The sequence below is a fragment of the Aeromonas sp. MTB genome (assembly GCF_056632455.1).
In genome coordinates this window covers 3,744,832-3,762,029 of sequence record NZ_CP147026.1, presented here as the reverse complement: position 1 = coordinate 3,762,029, position 17,198 = coordinate 3,744,832, and the positions used below count along the sequence as shown (strand labels likewise).

16 protein-coding genes are annotated in these 17,198 nt (G+C 59.1%); 8 read left to right on the top strand and 8 right to left on the bottom strand.

Annotated features, from left to right (window positions below):
* Positions 1-294 precede the first annotated feature (294 nt).
* The gene (locus tag WBR25_RS17135; protein ID WP_479748713.1) at positions 295-1,665 is read left to right on the top strand and encodes a YjiH family protein; all 1,371 of its coding nucleotides are present in this window, start codon (positions 295-297) and stop codon (positions 1,663-1,665) included.
* Between the two features lie 183 nt (positions 1,666-1,848).
* Here the strand turns inward: WBR25_RS17135 and WBR25_RS17130 are convergent, their stop codons facing one another.
* Positions 1,849-2,190, bottom strand: coding sequence for a hypothetical protein (locus tag WBR25_RS17130; protein ID WP_129504672.1), 342 nt, complete (start codon positions 2,188-2,190; stop codon positions 1,849-1,851).
* A gap of 304 nt (positions 2,191-2,494) precedes the next feature.
* On the opposite strand from WBR25_RS17130, the gene WBR25_RS17125 reads away from it, so the two are divergent.
* The 3 genes from WBR25_RS17125 (at position 2,495) to WBR25_RS17115 (ending at position 4,558) form a co-directional block, all read left to right on the top strand.
* A complete protein-coding gene (locus WBR25_RS17125) occupies positions 2,495-3,484 on the top strand; it encodes a luciferase-like monooxygenase (RefSeq protein WP_479748710.1) in 990 nt (329 codons plus the stop codon).
* 3 nt (positions 3,485-3,487) lie between these two features.
* Positions 3,488-3,934 carry a bleomycin resistance protein gene (locus WBR25_RS17120; RefSeq protein ID WP_479748708.1) on the top strand — a complete coding sequence of 149 codons (447 nt, stop codon included), beginning with the start codon at positions 3,488-3,490 and terminating at the stop codon, positions 3,932-3,934.
* 123 nt (positions 3,935-4,057) lie between these two features.
* A complete protein-coding gene (locus WBR25_RS17115) occupies positions 4,058-4,558 on the top strand; it encodes a 2TM domain-containing protein (protein ID WP_201945831.1) in 501 nt (166 codons plus the stop codon).
* 125 nt (positions 4,559-4,683) lie between these two features.
* On the opposite strand, the gene WBR25_RS17110 is transcribed toward WBR25_RS17115, so the two are convergent.
* Genes WBR25_RS17110 through lptD form a run of 6 tightly spaced genes read right to left on the bottom strand, consistent with a single transcriptional unit; the run spans position 4,684 to position 11,445 of the window.
* Positions 4,684-5,505 (bottom strand): symmetrical bis(5'-nucleosyl)-tetraphosphatase, encoded by an 822-nt coding sequence (locus WBR25_RS17110; RefSeq protein WP_069555848.1) that lies wholly within the window; start codon positions 5,503-5,505, stop codon positions 4,684-4,686.
* 6 nt (positions 5,506-5,511) lie between these two features.
* Positions 5,512-5,874 (bottom strand): Co2+/Mg2+ efflux protein ApaG, encoded by a 363-nt coding sequence (gene apaG / locus WBR25_RS17105; RefSeq protein ID WP_479748705.1) that lies wholly within the window; start codon positions 5,872-5,874, stop codon positions 5,512-5,514.
* Positions 5,875-5,878: 4 nt separating this feature from the next.
* Positions 5,879-6,691 (bottom strand): 16S rRNA (adenine(1518)-N(6)/adenine(1519)-N(6))-dimethyltransferase RsmA, encoded by an 813-nt coding sequence (gene rsmA / locus WBR25_RS17100; protein WP_040065075.1) that lies wholly within the window; start codon positions 6,689-6,691, stop codon positions 5,879-5,881.
* Complete coding sequence (gene pdxA, locus WBR25_RS17095) at positions 6,681-7,676, bottom strand: 4-hydroxythreonine-4-phosphate dehydrogenase PdxA (RefSeq protein WP_320545380.1); 996 nt, start codon at positions 7,674-7,676, stop codon at positions 6,681-6,683. Before pdxA ends, rsmA begins: the two co-directional genes overlap by 11 nt.
* Complete coding sequence (gene surA / locus WBR25_RS17090; RefSeq protein ID WP_005349338.1) at positions 7,676-8,974, bottom strand: peptidylprolyl isomerase SurA; 1,299 nt, start codon at positions 8,972-8,974, stop codon at positions 7,676-7,678. Before surA ends, pdxA begins: the two co-directional genes overlap by 1 nt.
* 26 nt (positions 8,975-9,000) lie before the next feature.
* Positions 9,001-11,445 (bottom strand): LPS assembly protein LptD, encoded by a 2,445-nt coding sequence (gene lptD / locus WBR25_RS17085; RefSeq protein ID WP_088870070.1) that lies wholly within the window; start codon positions 11,443-11,445, stop codon positions 9,001-9,003.
* A 174-nt stretch (positions 11,446-11,619) separates the two neighbouring features.
* Here lptD and WBR25_RS17080 point away from each other — a divergent pair, with 174 nt between their 5' ends.
* The 3 genes from WBR25_RS17080 to djlA are packed head-to-tail and all read left to right on the top strand — an operon-like array spanning position 11,620 to position 14,148.
* The gene (locus WBR25_RS17080) at positions 11,620-12,630 is read left to right on the top strand and encodes an aminoglycoside phosphotransferase family protein (protein ID WP_479748702.1); all 1,011 of its coding nucleotides are present in this window, start codon (positions 11,620-11,622) and stop codon (positions 12,628-12,630) included.
* Complete coding sequence (murU, locus tag WBR25_RS17075) at positions 12,627-13,295, top strand: N-acetylmuramate alpha-1-phosphate uridylyltransferase MurU (protein ID WP_479748700.1); 669 nt, start codon at positions 12,627-12,629, stop codon at positions 13,293-13,295. Before WBR25_RS17080 ends, murU begins: the two co-directional genes overlap by 4 nt.
* Positions 13,296-13,314: 19 nt before the next feature.
* A complete protein-coding gene (gene djlA, locus WBR25_RS17070; protein ID WP_479748698.1) occupies positions 13,315-14,148 on the top strand; it encodes a co-chaperone DjlA in 834 nt (277 codons plus the stop codon).
* 81 nt (positions 14,149-14,229) lie between these two features.
* Here djlA and WBR25_RS17065 read toward each other — a convergent pair whose 3' ends face one another.
* Positions 14,230-15,681 carry an aminoacyl-histidine dipeptidase gene (locus WBR25_RS17065; RefSeq protein WP_374878996.1) on the bottom strand — a complete coding sequence of 484 codons (1,452 nt, stop codon included), beginning with the start codon at positions 15,679-15,681 and terminating at the stop codon, positions 14,230-14,232.
* Between the two features lie 947 nt (positions 15,682-16,628).
* Between WBR25_RS17065 and gpt the strand changes: the two genes are divergently transcribed.
* Complete coding sequence (gene gpt, locus WBR25_RS17060) at positions 16,629-17,096, top strand: xanthine phosphoribosyltransferase (RefSeq protein WP_005339007.1); 468 nt, start codon at positions 16,629-16,631, stop codon at positions 17,094-17,096.
* Positions 17,097-17,198 lie beyond the last annotated feature (102 nt).

Genomic DNA, 17,198 nt, shown 5'->3' with positions numbered 1-17,198 from the left:
ATTAGGTATATTTGTGATGTCACTTATTGCCTGCTACTGATAACTGATTATACTGCCCACCAAAATTAACAATAACGAAACAATCATCTGGCGATGTCGATTGAATCGATATGCGCCGCTGTATCTTATTGTTTTAATGGAAGGTTTACCTGTGCAAATATTTATGCGCAGATTTCTGCCTTAAGGGCTTGTTTGTGCATTTTTTTAGAGTATTCTTGCGCCCGTTTTGCCGGTTAATGCATGAATACGCAGGTTGGCCGGGCTAGGGAAAAGTAACATTAGGGCAGTCATATCATGTTGGAAAAGAGTCTCGAAGCACCTGCGGTCAATACTCGCCGTAACTTGTTGATGTTTCTGGTTCCGTCACTTATCGGGATCCTGTTGTTCATGACGCCGGTCGTCTATGACGGTAACGTCACCATCCCGGTGGCCGTGCTGGCCAAGCTGGTGCAGCGTGTTTTTGCCGATTATCTGGTCGCCATGGTCAGTGCGGTGATCACCACCACCATGCTGATGACGGTGATTGCCTGGTTTTTCAAGCCGGCGATTCTGGTGCGTCGTCCTTTCCTCAACAGTTTGTTCAATGTCTCCCCTTTCTGGGCCTGCGTGCGGGTATTGGGCGGTATCTTCGTGCTGCTGACCTTCTTCCAGGTGGGGCCAGAGGTGCTTTACTCCGGCGCAACCGGTGGACTGGTGCTCAACGATCTGCTGCCGGTGCTGTTTTCGGTCTTTATTTTTGCCGGCCTGTTGCTGCCGTTGCTGCTTGATTTCGGGCTGCTGGAATTTGTCGGCACCATGATGACCCGCATCATGCGTCCGGTGTTCCGGTTGCCGGGTCGCTCCGCAGTGGACTGCTTTGCCTCCTGGCTTGGCGATGGCAGCGTTGGCATCCTGCTGACCAGCAAGCAGTATGAAGGTAAGTTCTATACCCAGCGTGAAGCCGCGGTGATTGGCACCACCTTCTCTGCGGTCTCCATCACCTTCTGTCTGGTGGTGATCTCCCAGGTGAAGCTGGAGCACATGTTTGTCCCCTTCTACCTGACCGTCTGTCTGGCGGGTGTGGTCGCGGCCATCGTGGTGCCGCGTCTGCCACCGCTCTGCTGGAAGAAGGACATCTATGCCGATGGCACTCCCCTGTGCCGCAAGCAGGAAGCCGTGCCGTACCAGCACAGCGTGATGAGCTATGGTTTCGAGCGTGCGCTGACCAAGGCTGACAGCATGACTGATCTCGGCGCCGTCGCGCGGGAAGGGGTGAAGAATGCACTGGATATGGTGTTTGGCGTGCTGCCGGTGGTGATGGCGATCGGTACCTGTGCCCTGATGCTGGCCGAACATACCCCTATCTTCAACTGGCTTGGCGCCCCATTCGTCCCCTTGCTGGAGCTGCTGCAACTGCCGGAGGCTGAAGCGGCGTCCAAGACCATCATGGTCGGTTTTGCCGACATGTTTATTCCGGCGGTGCTGGCCTCGACCATCGAGAGCGATATGACCCGCTTCGTGATTGCCGCCATGTCGGTAACCCAGCTGATCTATATGTCGGAAGTGGGCGCCCTGCTGCTGGGCAGCAAGATCCCGGTCAAGCTGTGGGAGCTGTTCGTTATCTTCCTGCTGCGCACCCTGGTTACCCTGCCGGTGATTGCCGGTGTAGCGCATCTGCTGTTCTAAGGGCGCAGCGCAGTGAAAAACGGTCAACCTCGGTTGACCGTTTTTTTATGGCTTTTCCTCTTTTCTCCGGGCTTGATGGATTACGCGGGTTATTCGCAAAACGTCCTGCCTTGCAAGGTGTGGGTCATTCGCCGTGGGCTGAGTGTGGGTAACAAGAGAGAAGGGCCTGCGGGCCCTTGCTCATCAGTGTCCCTGCGGGTGGGGCTGTGCCGGCTTGCGGGGACACTGCACCAGCAGGGTATGGATGGTGTAGGTGCTGATCTGGGGGAAGCTCGGGCTAAATCCCCTCATCGGGTCGGTGCCCCCCATGCTCATCTGAACCTTGGTGAAGGTGTGCTGGCTGCGATCGGTTTCCTGATAGCCCTGCGGACAGCTCAAGCTTGCCTGTTGCTGGCAATCATCCGGCGCACTGCACTCGATCTGGAATCGTTGCAGCGAGGAATCTGCGGAGGTGAGCTCAGTGACAGTGGCGGGGGCGCAACCGGACAGCGTCAGCGCGCCCAGCAGAACGAGATATTTTGACATAGATAACCTGAACAGTGTGGTGTGACAAAGAGTGAGGGGGAGTCTATTGCTCCCCCTTCGCTATAGGGGCACCGTTATAACCAGCCGGGGGCGCTCAGGCCAGCCCGCAAATGTAAGAAAATATGACGCCCCCTGGGCATGCGCGGCCAGCAGGATGAGCGTTCAAACAATACTTGCCTGAGATTTGTTCCGTTCGATTGCTGCCGCTTGGCAGGCAGAGTGTGGCAGGAGATAGTGATTCATTCAGGTATCCCGTGCTACATTGCCCCACTTGTTACTGGTGTGTAAATCAATGGAGTGACCAATGTCTGCCATCCCCTATTCCGTGCTCGATCTGGTGCCTGTTGCCGAGGGTTCCGTGCCTGCCGAGTCGTTTCGCCGTTCACGGGATCTTGCCTGCCATGCCGAGGGTTGGGGTTACCAGCGCTACTGGCTGGCCGAACATCACAACATGCCGGGCATTGCCAGTGCCGCCACCTCGGTGCTGATCGGTCATCTGGCCGAAGCCACCACCACTCTGCGGATCGGGGCGGGTGGCATCATGCTGCCGAACCACTCGCCGCTGGTGATTGCCGAGCAGTTTGGCACCTTGGCTTCGCTCTATCCCGACCGCATCGATTTGGGCCTTGGTCGCGCCCCCGGGACCGATCAGCGCACCATGCGGGCGCTGCGACGTATGCGCAGCGGTGAGGTGGATGATTTCCCAGCCGATGTGCGCGAGCTGATGAGCTATTTTGGCGATGAGATCGGCGCGGTGCAGGCGGTGCCCGGCCAGGGGCTGCATCTGCCAGTCTGGCTGCTGGGCTCCAGCCTCTACAGCGCACAACTGGCGGCGGCAATGGGCTTGCCGTTCGGTTTTGCCTCCCATTTCGCGCCCGCCATGCTGCTGCAGGCGCTGGAGATCTACCGCAGCCAGTATCGCCCCTCTGCGCGCTGGCCCAAGCCCCATGCGGTGGTCTGCATCAACATGATCGCCGCCGATAGCGAGCGGGAGGCCCGCTTCCAGTTCACTACCGTGCAGCAGCAGTTCTTGCGCCTTCATCGCGGTGATGTGGGCAAGCTGCCCGCGCCGGTCGTCCAGCTTGGCGACGAGTGGGCGCCCCGTGAGCTGATTGCGATGGAGCAGACCTTGGCCCGCTCGCTAGTGGGCAACCCGGAGCAGGTTCGTCATGGCCTCAAGGCGCTGCTGGCGGAAACCCGCGCCGATGAGCTGATGTTCAATGGGCCCATCGTCGATCATCAGGCCCGGCTGCGCTCCTTTGAAATTGCCGCCGAGCTGATGCAGAGCCTGTAAGCCATGACGAACCCTACTGTCGCGGTGGATGAGGTGTATTGGAATCCCATGGTACCAGAGCTGTCGGTTACCAATCTGGCTCGATCTCTGGTTTTCTATACCGGTTTGTTGGGCTTCTCGGTCCGCTATCGGCGCGATGACCCTCCTTTTGCTTATCTTGAACAGCAACAGGTACAACTGATGCTGGAGCAGGTACATCCGGCGGGTTGGCAGGTCGGGGCGCTGGAGCCACCGTTCGGTAGGGGGATCAATCTGCAGATGGAGCTGACCGAGATCCAGCCGCTACTCGACCGATTGCAGGCCGCCGAGATTGCACTTTTCCGGCAGCCCACAGAGGTCTGGTATCCAGTGGGCGAGATGCTGGCCGGGCAGCGCGAATTTTTGCTGCAGGATCCCGATGGTTATCTGTTACGGTTTGTGCAATCTCTGGGGGAACGAGCGGCTGGCTGACAAGATCAAAATCTTAACCATCTGATTTTAAAGGACTGTCAGATGTATGTCGGCTATCTGTCGTGTCACCTTTCGCGGTGTAAGCCCTATGCTGGCCCTGTCAATTACCACAAGGAGTTCGAGATGATCGTCAGGAAGTTGAGATTGCAACGGGGTTGGTCTCAGGATCAGTTGGCAACGTTGACTGGTTTGAGTGTCCGCACTATCCAGCGGATCGAGCAGGGGCAGCAACCCGGACTGGAATCTCTCAAGGCCCTGGCCGCCGTCTTTGAACTCGATGTGGCTCAACTGGATGGGTCAGAGCAACAGGAGCGCGAGATGAGAGGAAGTGACACTATGGGGCAGGATGCGGTGCAGGTATCGGCAGAGGAGCGGGCGGCAATGCGCTATGTGGAGGCGCTCAAGGGCTTCTATCACCATGTTGCCAGCTACGTGGTGGTGATCTGCGGGCTGTTTGTCATCAACTACCTGAGCAATCCGGAGTACATCTGGGCCTGGTGGCCGGCGCTGGGGTGGGGACTGGGGTTGGCGTCCCATGCTGTTCGGGTGTTTCAGCCCTTCAAACTGTTTGGCCCGGAGTGGGAGCGGCGCCAGATCGAGAAGCGGCTGGGGCGCAAGTTGTAACTTCATTCGCCGGAAAACAGGGAACCTAAAACAGAAAGCCCGGCAGATTGCCGGGCTTTGTTATTGGAGCGGGTTGTAGCCATCCGTGCGGCAGCGATCGCGACCGCCTGATTGCCGTGCTACCCCTAGCTGGCGTGAACCGGGCAGGGGGTGGTGATCAGGGCATCATCCTCGTAGCGCCACAGGGTCAGGCTGTTGCCCCAGACACAGCCGGTATCGAGTGCCTTGATGTCGCTCTTGCCGGTGTTGCCCATCAGGGCCGCCCAGTGGCCGAACACCAGAATGGGGTCATCCACGTGATGCTCGCGCTGCTCGAACCAGGGGCGCAGGCCCGGGGTCGACTCCTTGGGACCCTTCTTGCATTTGAAGTCGAGACGACCGTCGAAATAGCAGAAGCGCATCCGGGTGAAGGTGTTGATGATGTAGCGGTAGCGGTCGATCCCGACCAGATCATCTTTCCAGCCATCGGGCTGGTCGCCGTACATGTTGTGCAGCAGCCAGCTGTACTGGTCGCCGCGCAGCAGGCTCTCTACCTCGCGGGCGCAGTTGCGCGCGGTGCGGACATCCCATGCGGGGGAGATCCCGGCATGCACCATCATGATGGGCAGATCCGGATGTTCGGCCAGTAGCGGGCGGTGGCGCAGCCACTCCAGCAGTTCATCCCGATCAGGGGCATCCATCAGGCTTTGCAGCTTGTCTTTCTTCTTGAGCGGTGCAACGCCATCGGCGACCGCCAGCAGGTGCAGGTCGTGGTTGCCGAGCACGGTAACGGCGCGGTTGCCCAGCCCTTTGACAAAACGCAGGGTATTGAGGGAGTCCGGGCCGCGGGCGACCAGATCGCCGCAGAGCCAGAGCACGTCTTGGTCGGGATCGAACGCGGCAAGATCCAGCAGACGGCGCAAGTCGTCGTAACAGCCCTGGATGTCACCGACAAAACAGTTCGCCATGAAACCTCAGTTGATAATATTGGGGATGGCCAGCGTGAAGGGGGCGATGGGCGCCTCAAACTGCTGACCAGAGCCATCTTGCAGGGTATAGCTCCCTTCCATCACCCCAAGCGGGGTCGCCAGCGGCACGCCGCTCTGGTAGCGGTAGGTCTCACCTTCGGCAATGACGGGTTGTTCCCCGACCACGCCCGGGCCTGCCACTTCCTGCATCTTGCCATTGGCATCGGTGATGAGCCAGCGCCGATGCAGCAGTTGCACCGGGCCGGGCCCCAGATTCTCAATCTCGATCAGATAGTGAAACTGGTTAGGGTCTTTGGAGCCCGCCACATACACGGGGTATGGGCGGATCTCGATGTGCGGGAGTGCCACCGGATCAGGCCTGTTGCTGATCCGCCAGCCAGTTGGCGATCATGACAAACTGCTCGAGGGAGAGATTCTCCGGGCGCAGGTTGCCATCGATACCAAGCTCGGTCAGCTGGGCGTCGGTGATGAAGTTGGAGAAGCTGTTGCGGATGGTCTTGCGACGCTGGCCAAAGCCTTCGGTACAGACGCGATTCAGACAACGAATGTCTTTTGCGACTATGGTCGGGTTCTTGTGCGGGATCAGGCGAACTACGGCAGAGTCCACTTTCGGCGCCGGTTTGAAGGCGCCTGGGCCCACTTCCAGCACCGGCACCACCTGGCAGTAGTACTGGGTCATCACGCTCAGACGGCCATAAGCCTTGCTGCCCGGGCCAGCGGCCAGACGCAACACCACTTCCTTTTGCAGCATGAAGTGCATGTCTTCAACCCGGTCGGCAAATTCGCACAGGTGGAAGATGAGCGGGGTGGAGATGTTGTAGGGCAGGTTGCCGAAGATGCGCAGCGGCCCCTTGCCTTCACCCATCAGGGTACTGAAGTCGAAACGCATGGCGTCCGCTTCGATGACGGTCAGCTTGTCTTTGAGGGTTGGGTGCTCGCGCAGGCGAGCTGCCAGGTCCCGGTCAAGCTCGACCACGGTCATTTTGTCCATCTGGGCGGCGACCGGCTCGGTCAGCGCGGCCAGACCCGGACCGATCTCCACCAGATTCTGACCCGGCTGCGGGTTGATGGCGGCGACGATCTGATCGATCACATACCGGTCGTGCAAGAAGTTCTGACCGAAACGCTTACGGGCCGTGTGGCCCATGTGCACCTTACTGCTCATATCTTTTTTTCTCTACCATCTTGATGGCGTGGTTAATCGCGGTGACAAGGCTACCCGGATCGGCCAGGCCCTTGCCTGCCAGATCCAGCGCGGTGCCGTGATCCACCGAAGTGCGGATGAAGGGAAGCCCCAGGGTGATATTGACCGAACTGCCGAAGCCCTTGTATTTGAGCACAGGCAGCCCCTGGTCGTGGTACATGGCGAGTACCGCATCCGCATCCTTGAGGTATTTCTCCTGGAACAGGGTGTCGGCCGGCAACGGGCCGACCAGATCGATCCCTTCCTGGCGCAGGGTGGCCAGGGCGGGTTCGATCACGTCAATCTCTTCACGTCCAAGATGGCCACCTTCCCCCGCATGGGGGTTGAGGCCGCAGACGTAAATACGGGGTTTGGCGATGCCAAACTTGGTGGCGAGATCCTCATTGAGGATCCGGATCACCTTGCCGAGGCGATCCTCGGTGATGGCCATCGCCACATAGGCCAGCGGAATATGGGTGGTTGCCAGTGCGACCCGCAGCCCCTCGGTTGCCAGCATCATCACCACATCGGCGGTGTTGGATTGCTGGGCAAAGAACTCGGTGTGGCCACTGAACGAGACCCCGGCCTGGTTGATGATCCCCTTGTGCACCGGCCCGGTCACCACGGCGGCAAATTCGCCGCTCATGTTGCCATCGCAGGCACGCTGCAGGGTCGCCAGCACATAGGCGCCATTGCCTTCGTTCAGCTCGCCCGGCACCACGGCGGTACCGAGGGAGACCGGACAGACGGTCAGAGTGCCCGCCCGCTGCGGATGAGCAGGGGCGGCGGCATCGTAGGGTTCAAGCTCGATGCTGAGCCCAAGCTGAGCTGCCCGCTCGCACAGCAGCGCCGGATCGGCGATCACCACCAACTGGTGGGGCCAATCCTGCCGGGAAATCTGCAGCACCAGATCCGGGCCGATCCCGGCCGGTTCGCCCGGGGTAACGGCAAGGCGACGGCAGCTCATCAGCTACCGGCTCCTTCGATCTGGATGTAGGCCTCGTCACGCAGCTCATCCAGCCACGCCTGGGACTCTTCCACGAAGCGGCGATTGTAGATCAGCTGGTAGGCGCGCTGCTCCTGAGCCTTGTCGGTCGCATCCTGGCTGCGGCGATCTTCCACCTGCACGATGTGCCAGCCGTGGCTGGTACGGAACGGGGCACTGATCTGGCCCGGTTGCAGACGGTTGACCATGTCGCGGAACTCGGGGACATAGACGTTGGGATCAGACCAGCCCAGTTCGCCACCCTGCACCGCAGAGCCCGGATCTTCGGAGTACTTCTCCGCCATGCTGGCGAAGCTTGCCTTGCCGCTCTTGATGTCGTGCAGAATGCCATCCAGCATCCCCTTGGCTTTCTCTTCGCTCAGGATGATGGAGGGCTTGATCAGGATATGACGGGCCTTCACCTCGGTCTGCATCACTTGCTGCTGACCCTTGGTGTCGAACACCTTGACGATGTGCAGGCCTGCACCGGAGCGCAGCGGGCCGACGATATCGCCCTTCTTGGCACCCTGTACCGCTTCCGCCATCAGGGTCGGCATCTCTTGCGGGCTCATCCAGCCCCAGTCGCCCCCTTCCAGCGCCTTGGGACCGTTACTCTCGGCAATGGCCAGTTTGCGGAAGTCGGCACCTTGCTTGAGGGCGGCCAGAATGCGCTCGATCTTGCTCTTGGCGGCATCCAGCTGGGCGGCAGTGGGGTTGTCCGGCAGAGCAATCTGGATATGGCCGACGTGGTATTCGTTCTGCTGTTGACCCTGTTTCTTCAGGATCTCCACCACCTGCTTCACCTCTTGTTCAGAGATGTTGATACGGCGGCGCACCTGATTGCGGCGTACCTCGTTCATCAGGATCTCGCGGCGAACCTCTTCCCGATACTGGGCATAGGTCATCCCTTCACGGGCGAGCTGGGCCCGCAGCTGATCCAGGGTCATCTTGTTGTCGGCGGCGATGCCCTGAATAGCCTGTTCCAGCTGGGTGTCGCTGATCTTCAGCCCCTGGCGCTCCGCCAGTTGCAGCTGCAGGCTCTCCTGGATCAGGCGATCCAGCGCCTGTTTGCGCAGGGTGGCATCGTCAGGCAGGGACTGGCCGCTCTCCTGGGCGGAGAGTTTTACCTTGTTGACCAGTGCGTCCTGTTGGCTGGACAGCACCACGTCCTTGTTGACCACGGCCAGCACCTTGTCCATCAGCTCGGGCGCAGCCAGTGCGGCCTGGCTCATGGCACCGAACATTCCCGCGGTCAGCAGGGCAATCAGGGTCTTTTTCATATCCATCTCTCAAGGCTGGGCCAGCATCATTGCTGGCCTTTCAGATTAAACGGGCGAACATAGGGCAACAGCTCGGTATCCAGTGTGACGCTGCGGCCACCGGTACCCACGCTGCCAAGTCCCTTCATTTCAAACTGCAGACCAATGACTTTTTCCGAAGTGGGCTTCAGGGTGACGTTGTCCGGCTGATTGTGCCACTCCAGGCTCATGTTGATGCTCCAGCAGCAGGAGTCGTATTTGACACCGATCTTGCGGTCAATGTTCACATCCTGCTTGATGTCACGGTAGTAACCGCCATACATCTGCCACTGATCGGCGATCGGCGCCATCATCACCAGACCCGCCTGGCTCAGATCTTCTGCCAGCGCCGTGTTGGTCGGATAGCGATAGTCCAGGTTGCCATCCTTGATGTAGCGGTAGTTGACCTGAGTGGTCAGCTTGCCGGTCCGGTACTCGACTGCACCGTTGCCAGCCGTAAATTCACCCTCGGAGGTATCGTACTGGGTCCCCGCGTGGGCAAACCACTCATCGGTGATCCGGGCATCCCCCTCGAACGAGAGCAGGGAGCGGGCGTTGGTGCTTTCCGGATTTGAAGGGTAGAGGCGCACCTTGGGTGGCGTCATCTCAAAGGCCTGGGCCACCGCCAGACGCAACCGTTCATCACCCACATTGTCATAGACCCGGCTGGTCAGGCCAACGGTGACCCGGTTGGCATCGCTGATGCGGTCGAGACCGGCAAAGCGGCGATCACTGAACAGGCTGTAGTAATCCTGACGGGTGGTGGTGGAGTCGTAGATCCCGATCTCGTCCTGATTTTTGTAAGGGATATAGAGGTACTGGAACTCGGGTTCCAGGGTCTGGGTACCCTTGCCATCATACCAGTCGAGTGGCCGATCGAAGTTGACGCCCCCCTTGAGGCGGAAGGAGGGCAGAGTACGGGTAATGGTGCCCTCTTTCAGGGTCAGCTGTTTGCTATCTGCATCGGTGAAGCGGCTGCGGTCCTGGCTAACCAGATTATCGGGTACCTCCTGGTTGTAGGAGGTAAACATCAGCTTGTACTGACTGGTCAGGTAGTAACCCGGTGCATCCACCAGGGGCACGGTCAGGGTTGGCGCCAGATGCAGGCGGGTGGCGGTATAGCGCTCACCTGCTTGCAGAGTGGCGGCACTGCCACTGTCATAGCCAAACTTGGTTAGTTCACTGTTCCAGGCCAGATCGAACCACTTGCCTTGCTGATAGTAGTTGTAGTCGATACGCGGCAGCATCTCGTGGGGCAGCAACGCATATGGGCTCAGGATCTGGTAGCGGCGCACCTCGGAGGTGAGGTTCCAGTTAGGCTGGTAATAGCCGGCGGTAAAGGATTGCTGCAACTGGCTGTCGACCTGAGTGCCCACTTGCGGGCTGAAGTCGTTGAAATAGTTGTAGTCCTTGTCGCGCACCTGGGTGTAGTCGATACCAAAACGCAGGCTGCCATCCATCAGGGCGGAGCCGTGGCGGACGTTCATCAGGTAGCGATGTCCATCGGACAGGCCCGCCAGACTCGGATTGCTCGGGCTGTACTGCTTGTCATCCGCCAGATTTTCAAAATAGAGGGTGCCGGTGTGGGCAGGGTCCGGCATGTAGCGGAACTCCACCTGCTCCATCAGGCCGCGTTTGTCCATAAAACGGGAGGTGATGGTGGCATCATAGTTGGGGGCAATGTTCCAGTAGAAGGGCTGGGTGATATCCATGCCGTTGCTGGAGCTTTGCTTGTAACCCGGGTAGAGCAGACCGGTCTTCCGCTCATCCTTGATGGGGAAGTTGATATAGGGGAAGTAGAACACCGGGTAGTCATAGAGCCAGAGGCTGGCGTTCCAGGCTTCGCCGAACACCTCTTTCTGGTCGATGTCGATACTGCCCGCCTTGAGGGTCCACACTTCCTGACCGGGGGGGCAGGTGGTGTACTGGGCCCCCTCCATGGTGATGTTCTGGTTGTTGTTGGTCATCACCACGCGCTTGGCAAAGCCGCGCACCGGTGAGCCATGCACCTGATACTTGCCCTCTTCCAGTTCGGAGTTCTTGGTATCCAGGTTGGATTTGAGGGTCTTGTCGCTGGTGACGGTCACCTGACCGTCGTTGTAATAGATGTTGCCGATGGCGATGACATCCCGGCTCTTCTGGTCGAGCTGGGCATAGTCAGAGTCAAACTTGCGAACACCCTGACGAACCTTGACGTCACCTTCATAGACGGCGGTGCCGCCCTGTTTGGCCTCGAGACGGTCAGCATCAACCTCGACCGGCTGTGCGTTGGCATCCTGATCCGATGCAGGCTTCTCTATCTTGGGAACATAGTCATAGCAGAGACTATCGAGAATGCCGGTGGCTGGCGGCGCTTCGAACGGGGCTGCCTGCACCATCATAGGGGTGAGTGCGGGGGCCAGGCTGATAGTCAGGGCGATGGGATAGCGGTACCCCAGTGTCCATTTTGTCATGTGAAAGACTCGTGCAATCCGTGATAGATACGGTTGATCCAAGGCATGCATTTTACGACAGGTTTCATCGAGTTGACATTGCATGTCATTGCTTTATGTTAGCCGGCAATGATAAAGCATTATTGCGGCCAGGGCTAACAGCCAAGTGCTGCTTTCCACCTTGGTCCTCTACTTATGCACGATCGCGATTCCCTGCTATTGCAGTGGGCACGCCGGATTTCCGGTGATGCCAATCTTCAGTTGACCCTCATTTCCGGTGATGCCAGCTTCCGCCGCTACTCTCGTGGTGGTGGTCTTGTGTGGGTGGATGCCAATCCGAAAACCGAAAAAAATCATGAGTTTGTTCGTAACGCGGCCGCCTTGCAGGCGCGTCAGCTGTTGGCGCCAGAGGTGAAGGCGGTGGACTACGAACAGGGGCTGCTGGCGGTCAGTGATCTGGGCGATACACAGCTGATCAGCTGCCTGAACGAGCAAAACGTGCTGGCCTGGTATGGCAAGGCGATTGATTTGCTGCCCCGCCTGGGGGCGGTTGAACTGGCGCTTGAACCCTTCGATGCAGCTTTTATGGAGCGGGAAAACAGCATTTTCCCCGAGTGGCTGCTGGGTCATCATCTGCAACTGACTCTGAGCTATGAAGATCAGAAACTGCTGGACGAGACCTTTGCCTGCCTCACCGCCTGCAATCTGGCCCAGCCGCAAGGGGTCATGCACCGTGACTTCCACAGTCGCAACCTGATGGTGTGCGGCGGTGATACCCCCGAGAGCAGCCGGCTGGCCATCATCGATTTTCAGGATATGGTCATCGGGCCGCTCACCTATGATCTGGTCTCCTTGCTTAAAGATTGCTACATACGTTGGCCGGACGAAGTGATCGATGAAGGGATGCGTCACGGCTTTGCCATCCTGCAACAGGCGGGTCTGCTTGGCGAGCTCGATTATGCCAGTTTCCGTCGTGATGCCGACCTGACCGGCATGCAGCGCCACCTCAAAGCGGCGGGGATCTTCACCCGGCTCTATCATCGCGACGGCAAGTCCGGCTATCTCAAGGATATTCCCCGTACCCTCGGCTATGTGGTGGATGTCTGTCGTACTCATGGTAGTGCCTATCCGGTACTGGCCCGTTTTGGTCAGTGGCTGGAGCAGGTGGTGTTGCCGGGGATCGCCAATGCTGGAGTTAAATCATGAAGGCGATGATCCTGGCCGCTGGCCGTGGCGAGCGGATGCGCCCGCTGACCGACCTGCTGCCCAAGCCGCTGCTGGCGGTGGGGGGCAAACCGCTTATCGTCCACCATATCGAAAAGTTGAAGTCAGCTGGCGTGACCGAGCTGGTGATCAACCACGCCTGGCTCGGCCACAAGCTGGTCGAGAGCCTTGGTGATGGCAGTGCGCTGGGCGTGACCATCCACTGGTCAGCCGAGGAGAGTGCGCTGGAGACCGCGGGCGGCATTGTGCAGGCGCTGCCGCTGCTGGGCTCTGAACCCTTTTTGGTGATCAACGGCGATACTTGGCTCGATCTCGATTATCACACTCTGGTCAGCCAGCCCCTTGGCGATGATCTGGCCCACCTCTGGCTGGTGCCCAATCCGCCCCAGCACCCGAGCGGGGACTTTGCCCTGCAAGAAGGGCGAGTCGTGGATACGCCAGCGTTTACCTTCAGCGGGGTCGGACTATATGATCCGGCGGCCTTTGCCGGTCTCGCGGGCGGCGCCCGCAAGCTGGCGCCCCTGCTCCGTGACTGGATGGCGCAAGGGCGGGTGGGCGGCAGCCTGCTCGCTGGCGAGTGGCGCGATATCGGCACGGTCGATCGACTGCGCGAGCTGGATGACCAGCTCCAGGCCTGCACTCATTAACTTCAAGAGGTCTTGAACCATGCGTATTTGGGGTAAGGTGCTGGGCGCCTTCTTCGGTTTTCTGCTCGGCAATATCATCGGAGCCCTGATTGGCCTCTGGATCGGCCACCGTTTCGACCGTGGCATGGGGTTGCAGGGGGCGTTTCGTCGCGGCCCGAGTCATGAGCAGCAAGCCGTCTTCTTCCATGCCACCTTCTCGGTGATGGGTCACATCGCCAAGTCAAGCGGTCAGGTGACCGAACAGGAGATCCGGGTTGCCTCCAACCTGATGGATCGGATGCGGCTGGCGGGCGAACAGCGTGCCCGGGCGCAGGAGTCGTTTCGTCTCGGTAAGGAGGCCGACTTCCCGCTGCGCGAGACCCTGGCCGAGTTCCGCCGTGCCAGTCTGGGGCAGCGCGATATCCTGCGCTTCTTCCTCGAGGTGCAGTTGCAGGCGGCCTTTGCCGACGGGCGGGTGGAGGAGGGCGAGCGCGCCATTCTGCATACCATTGCCGACGAGCTGGGTTTCAGCCGCATTGAGTTGGCCCGCATTCTGGCGATGGCCGAGGCGCAGATGAACTTCTTCAATCAGGCTCATGGCCAGTATCAGGGGGGCCATTCCGGTGGTCAGCAGTATCGGCAGGCGGCACCCTCTGCGGATCGCCTCAAGAATGCCTACCAGTTGCTGGGGGTGAGCGAGAGCGACAGCGATCAGGATATCAAGCGCGCCTACCGCAAGGAGATGAGCAAGCATCACCCGGACAAACTGGCCGCCAAAGGGCTGCCGCCGGAGATGATGGAGATGGCCAAGGAGAAGACCCAGGAGATCCAGCAAGCCTGGGAGTGGATCCGCGAGGCGCGCGGCATCCGGTAAGCGCCAACGTCAGGTTGGAACAGACAACAAAAAGCCCCGCAGCAGTGCGGGGCTTTGTTTTGTTGTTTTATCCGGGCTGGCTTACTTGGCCGGAATCGCTTCCAGCACGTGCACCAGCAGTTGCCAGAAACGCTCGACCGCCGGGATATGTACCTTCTCGTCAGGGGAGTGGGCACCGCGGATGGTCGGGCCAAAGGAGACCATGTCCCAATCCGGATAGGCGCTCTTGAACAGACCGCACTCGAGACCGGCATGGATCACCATGACGTTGGGCATGGTGCCGAACAGGGTCTGGTAGCTGTTACGTACCAGCGCCATGACGGGGGAGTCCACGTTCGGCGCCCAACCCGGGTAGGCACCGGTGAATTCGCAGCTGGCGCCTGCCAGGGTGAACAGGGAGCGGGTCATCTGCTCGATGCTCTCGCGGCCGGAGTCAATCAGGGAGCGGATCAGGCACTGGACGTACACTTCGCCATCCTGAGTCTTGATGACCCCCAGGTTGGTAGAGGTTTCGGTCACGCCGGGCATGGCATCGCTCATGCGCATCACGCCGTTCGGGCAGGCCATCAGGGCATCCAGCAGGCGCTGCTGCAGAGAGACGCTCATCAACTTGGCCGGTTTGGCGGCGCTGTTGACCAGCACGGTCAGGTTCGGCTCGGTGGCGGCCAGTTCGGTCTGGTAGATCCCGGTGTAGCGGTCAACCAGCGCCTTGAACTCGTTTACGCTGGCAGCAGGTACCAGCAGGGTGGCACGGGCTTCGCGCGGGATGGCGTTGCGCAAGGTGCCGCCGTGGATCTCGGCCAGACGAACACTCAGCGGCTCGGCTGCTTTGAGCAGACGCACCAGCAGCTTGTTGGCGTTGCCACGGCCGCGATGGATATCGCAACCGGAGTGGCCGCCACGCAGCCCTTTGACCGCCAGCTCGAACGCTTCACCTTCAGCAGCATCAACCAGCTCGAGCGGGAAGCGGATATTGGCATCCACACCGCCAGCGCAGCCCATGTAGACCTCGCCATCCTCTTCAGAGTCGGTGTTGAGCAGAATTTCGCCCTCCAGCCAGCCCGCTTCCAGACCGAAAGCGCCGGTCATGCCGGTCTCTTCGTCTGTGGTCAGCAGCACTTCCAGCGGGCCGTGCTTGATGGTCTTGTCAGCCAGTACTGCAAGGCAACCGGCCATGCCGATGCCGTTATCAGCACCCAGGGTGGTGCCACGGGCAGTGACCCACTCGCCATCGACATAGGCATCGATGGGATCGGTCGCGAAGTCGTGTTTGGTGTCGGCGTTGGCCTGCGGCACCATGTCGATGTGGGCCTGCAGTACCACGGCTTTGCGGTTTTCCATCCCCGGGGTGGCCGGTTTCTTGATGATGATGTTGCCGACCTTGTCCTGCTTGACCGCCAGACCTTCCCCTTGAGCCCATTGGATGATCCAGGCGCTCAGTTTGGCTTCATGTTTGGAAGGGTGGGGAATGGAGCAGATCTGTTCGAAGAAATGCCAAATCAGTTTGGGAGAGAGAGAGCTAAGCTGTGCCACGTCGGGACTCCTTACCAGCACGGAATTAACAGGGCCCCATCAGCGGGCCGGGGAAGAGGATAACGATAATACAGTCAATCACACAAAAATGTGAGCAATCAGCGCAAATCGCAGGCAGCTTGTGCTGGCTGATGGCAACCAGGCAGTACGATCGTCAGGTTCGGACGACGCTGACCGATAGAAAAGAAAATGTGTGACCGATCTCACAAAAATATTGAATTTAACGCACCGACTGGTAAATTAGCTCCCGTGGTTCGCCACCCGTCAGGATGACGATGAAAGCCTCCAGGGAACCGAAGCAAAGCAAGTGCGCCTCCATGGAACCGAGTGTTCGTTCAAGGATTTGAGCCCGCATTAAAGGTACGTAACTTGTTAAGCAATCAGGAGTTTCAATATGCCAGGCAGCAACTCAACCTATTGGTTTGCCCCCTCTTTGTATACCCAGGGTTTCAGCTACCCTAACCCCTTCGTCACTCGTCGCTAAGACGAGCTGCCCAACCAGGCAGAGGCGAGAAAGCAGCAGGTGCGTGAGGTAAATCCTCCCCCTGCTATTTTTTTATCTGCGATTTGCCGCACAGCCCATTTGGACTCGGCAGCAGGAACGGCAGGTTAGTCGTTTGGCGCTCTAGATGTGCCGAATGGAGAGGGTGATGCCGATTTTTCCTGTTTTTGGCATACGTTTGCCAGGCATTTTCCCTGCAAACGGTGCTATCATATCGGCCCAACAGCCTGTCCGCGGTTTGGACACATCATCTAACCGATCGCCGGATAAGCCCATCTTGCTTCCATTGTTATCAGATTTGCTGCCGAGGCTTAGCCCTGAGGCAGCCGAAGTGCAATCTGAATTCAGTCGGGCAAGGGCCGCCATTTACTGGCATCCGCAGGGATAATTGCGGATGTTGTTATTTTAAGTGATTGTTTTTAAATAACTATTCGAGATCGATAACATGCCGAAAAAGTTCTATGTGTCGTGGGACAACCTGCAACGTGAAGCTCGCCGTCTGGCCCGTCGTCAGCTGCCTGTCAGCCAGTGGAAAGGTATCATCGCGGTCAGCCGTGGTGGCCTGGTGCCCGCAGCCCTGATGGCCCGTGAACTTGGCATTCGTAATGTGGAAACCCTCTGCATCTCCAGCTATGACCATGACAGCCAGCGCGAGCTGGTGGTCGTGAAGGCTGCCACCACCGCCGGTGACGGCGAAGGTTGGTTGGTGGTGGAAGATCTGGTGGACACCGGCACTACCGCCAAGGCGATCCGCGAGCTCTACCCGAAAGCCAAGTTCATCGCGATTTTCGCCAAGCCGATGGGCGAAGCGCTGCTGGACGATTTCGAAGTGGCGATCCCGCAGGATACCTGGATTGAACAGCCGTGGGATATGGCACTGGAGTTCGCCACACCGATCTGCGACGAAAAGTAACGGGATCGGGATGTGACGCTCGCTGCGTCCATTGGTCGCAACCGGCAATAATGGTTTCACAGGGCTCCAATTTGGAGCCCTGTTTTTTTGTGTATCAATCTG

Excerpts from the sequence above, each read along its gene's own strand:
- WBR25_RS17130 (WP_129504672.1), bottom strand. The coding sequence starts at position 2,190 with ATGTCAAAATATCTCGTTCTGCTGGGCGCGCTGACGCTGTCCGGTTGC.
- pdxA (WP_320545380.1), bottom strand. The coding sequence starts at position 7,676 with ATGAGCTGCCGTCGCCTTGCCGTTACCCCGGGCGAACCGGCCGGGATC.
- gpt (WP_005339007.1), top strand. The coding sequence starts at position 16,629 with ATGCCGAAAAAGTTCTATGTGTCGTGGGACAACCTGCAACGTGAAGCT.
- WBR25_RS17135 (WP_479748713.1), top strand. The coding sequence starts at position 295 with ATGTTGGAAAAGAGTCTCGAAGCACCTGCGGTCAATACTCGCCGTAAC.
- WBR25_RS17115 (WP_201945831.1), top strand. The coding sequence starts at position 4,058 with ATGATCGTCAGGAAGTTGAGATTGCAACGGGGTTGGTCTCAGGATCAG.
- rsmA (WP_040065075.1), bottom strand. The coding sequence starts at position 6,691 with ATGAGCAGTAAGGTGCACATGGGCCACACGGCCCGTAAGCGTTTCGGT.
- lptD (WP_088870070.1), bottom strand. The coding sequence starts at position 11,445 with ATGACAAAATGGACACTGGGGTACCGCTATCCCATCGCCCTGACTATC.
- WBR25_RS17125 (WP_479748710.1), top strand. The coding sequence starts at position 2,495 with ATGTCTGCCATCCCCTATTCCGTGCTCGATCTGGTGCCTGTTGCCGAG.
- murU (WP_479748700.1), top strand. The coding sequence starts at position 12,627 with ATGAAGGCGATGATCCTGGCCGCTGGCCGTGGCGAGCGGATGCGCCCG.
- WBR25_RS17120 (WP_479748708.1), top strand. The coding sequence starts at position 3,488 with ATGACGAACCCTACTGTCGCGGTGGATGAGGTGTATTGGAATCCCATG.
- WBR25_RS17110 (WP_069555848.1), bottom strand. The coding sequence starts at position 5,505 with ATGGCGAACTGTTTTGTCGGTGACATCCAGGGCTGTTACGACGACTTG.
- WBR25_RS17080 (WP_479748702.1), top strand. The coding sequence starts at position 11,620 with ATGCACGATCGCGATTCCCTGCTATTGCAGTGGGCACGCCGGATTTCC.
- surA (WP_005349338.1), bottom strand. The coding sequence starts at position 8,974 with ATGAAAAAGACCCTGATTGCCCTGCTGACCGCGGGAATGTTCGGTGCC.
- djlA (WP_479748698.1), top strand. The coding sequence starts at position 13,315 with ATGCGTATTTGGGGTAAGGTGCTGGGCGCCTTCTTCGGTTTTCTGCTC.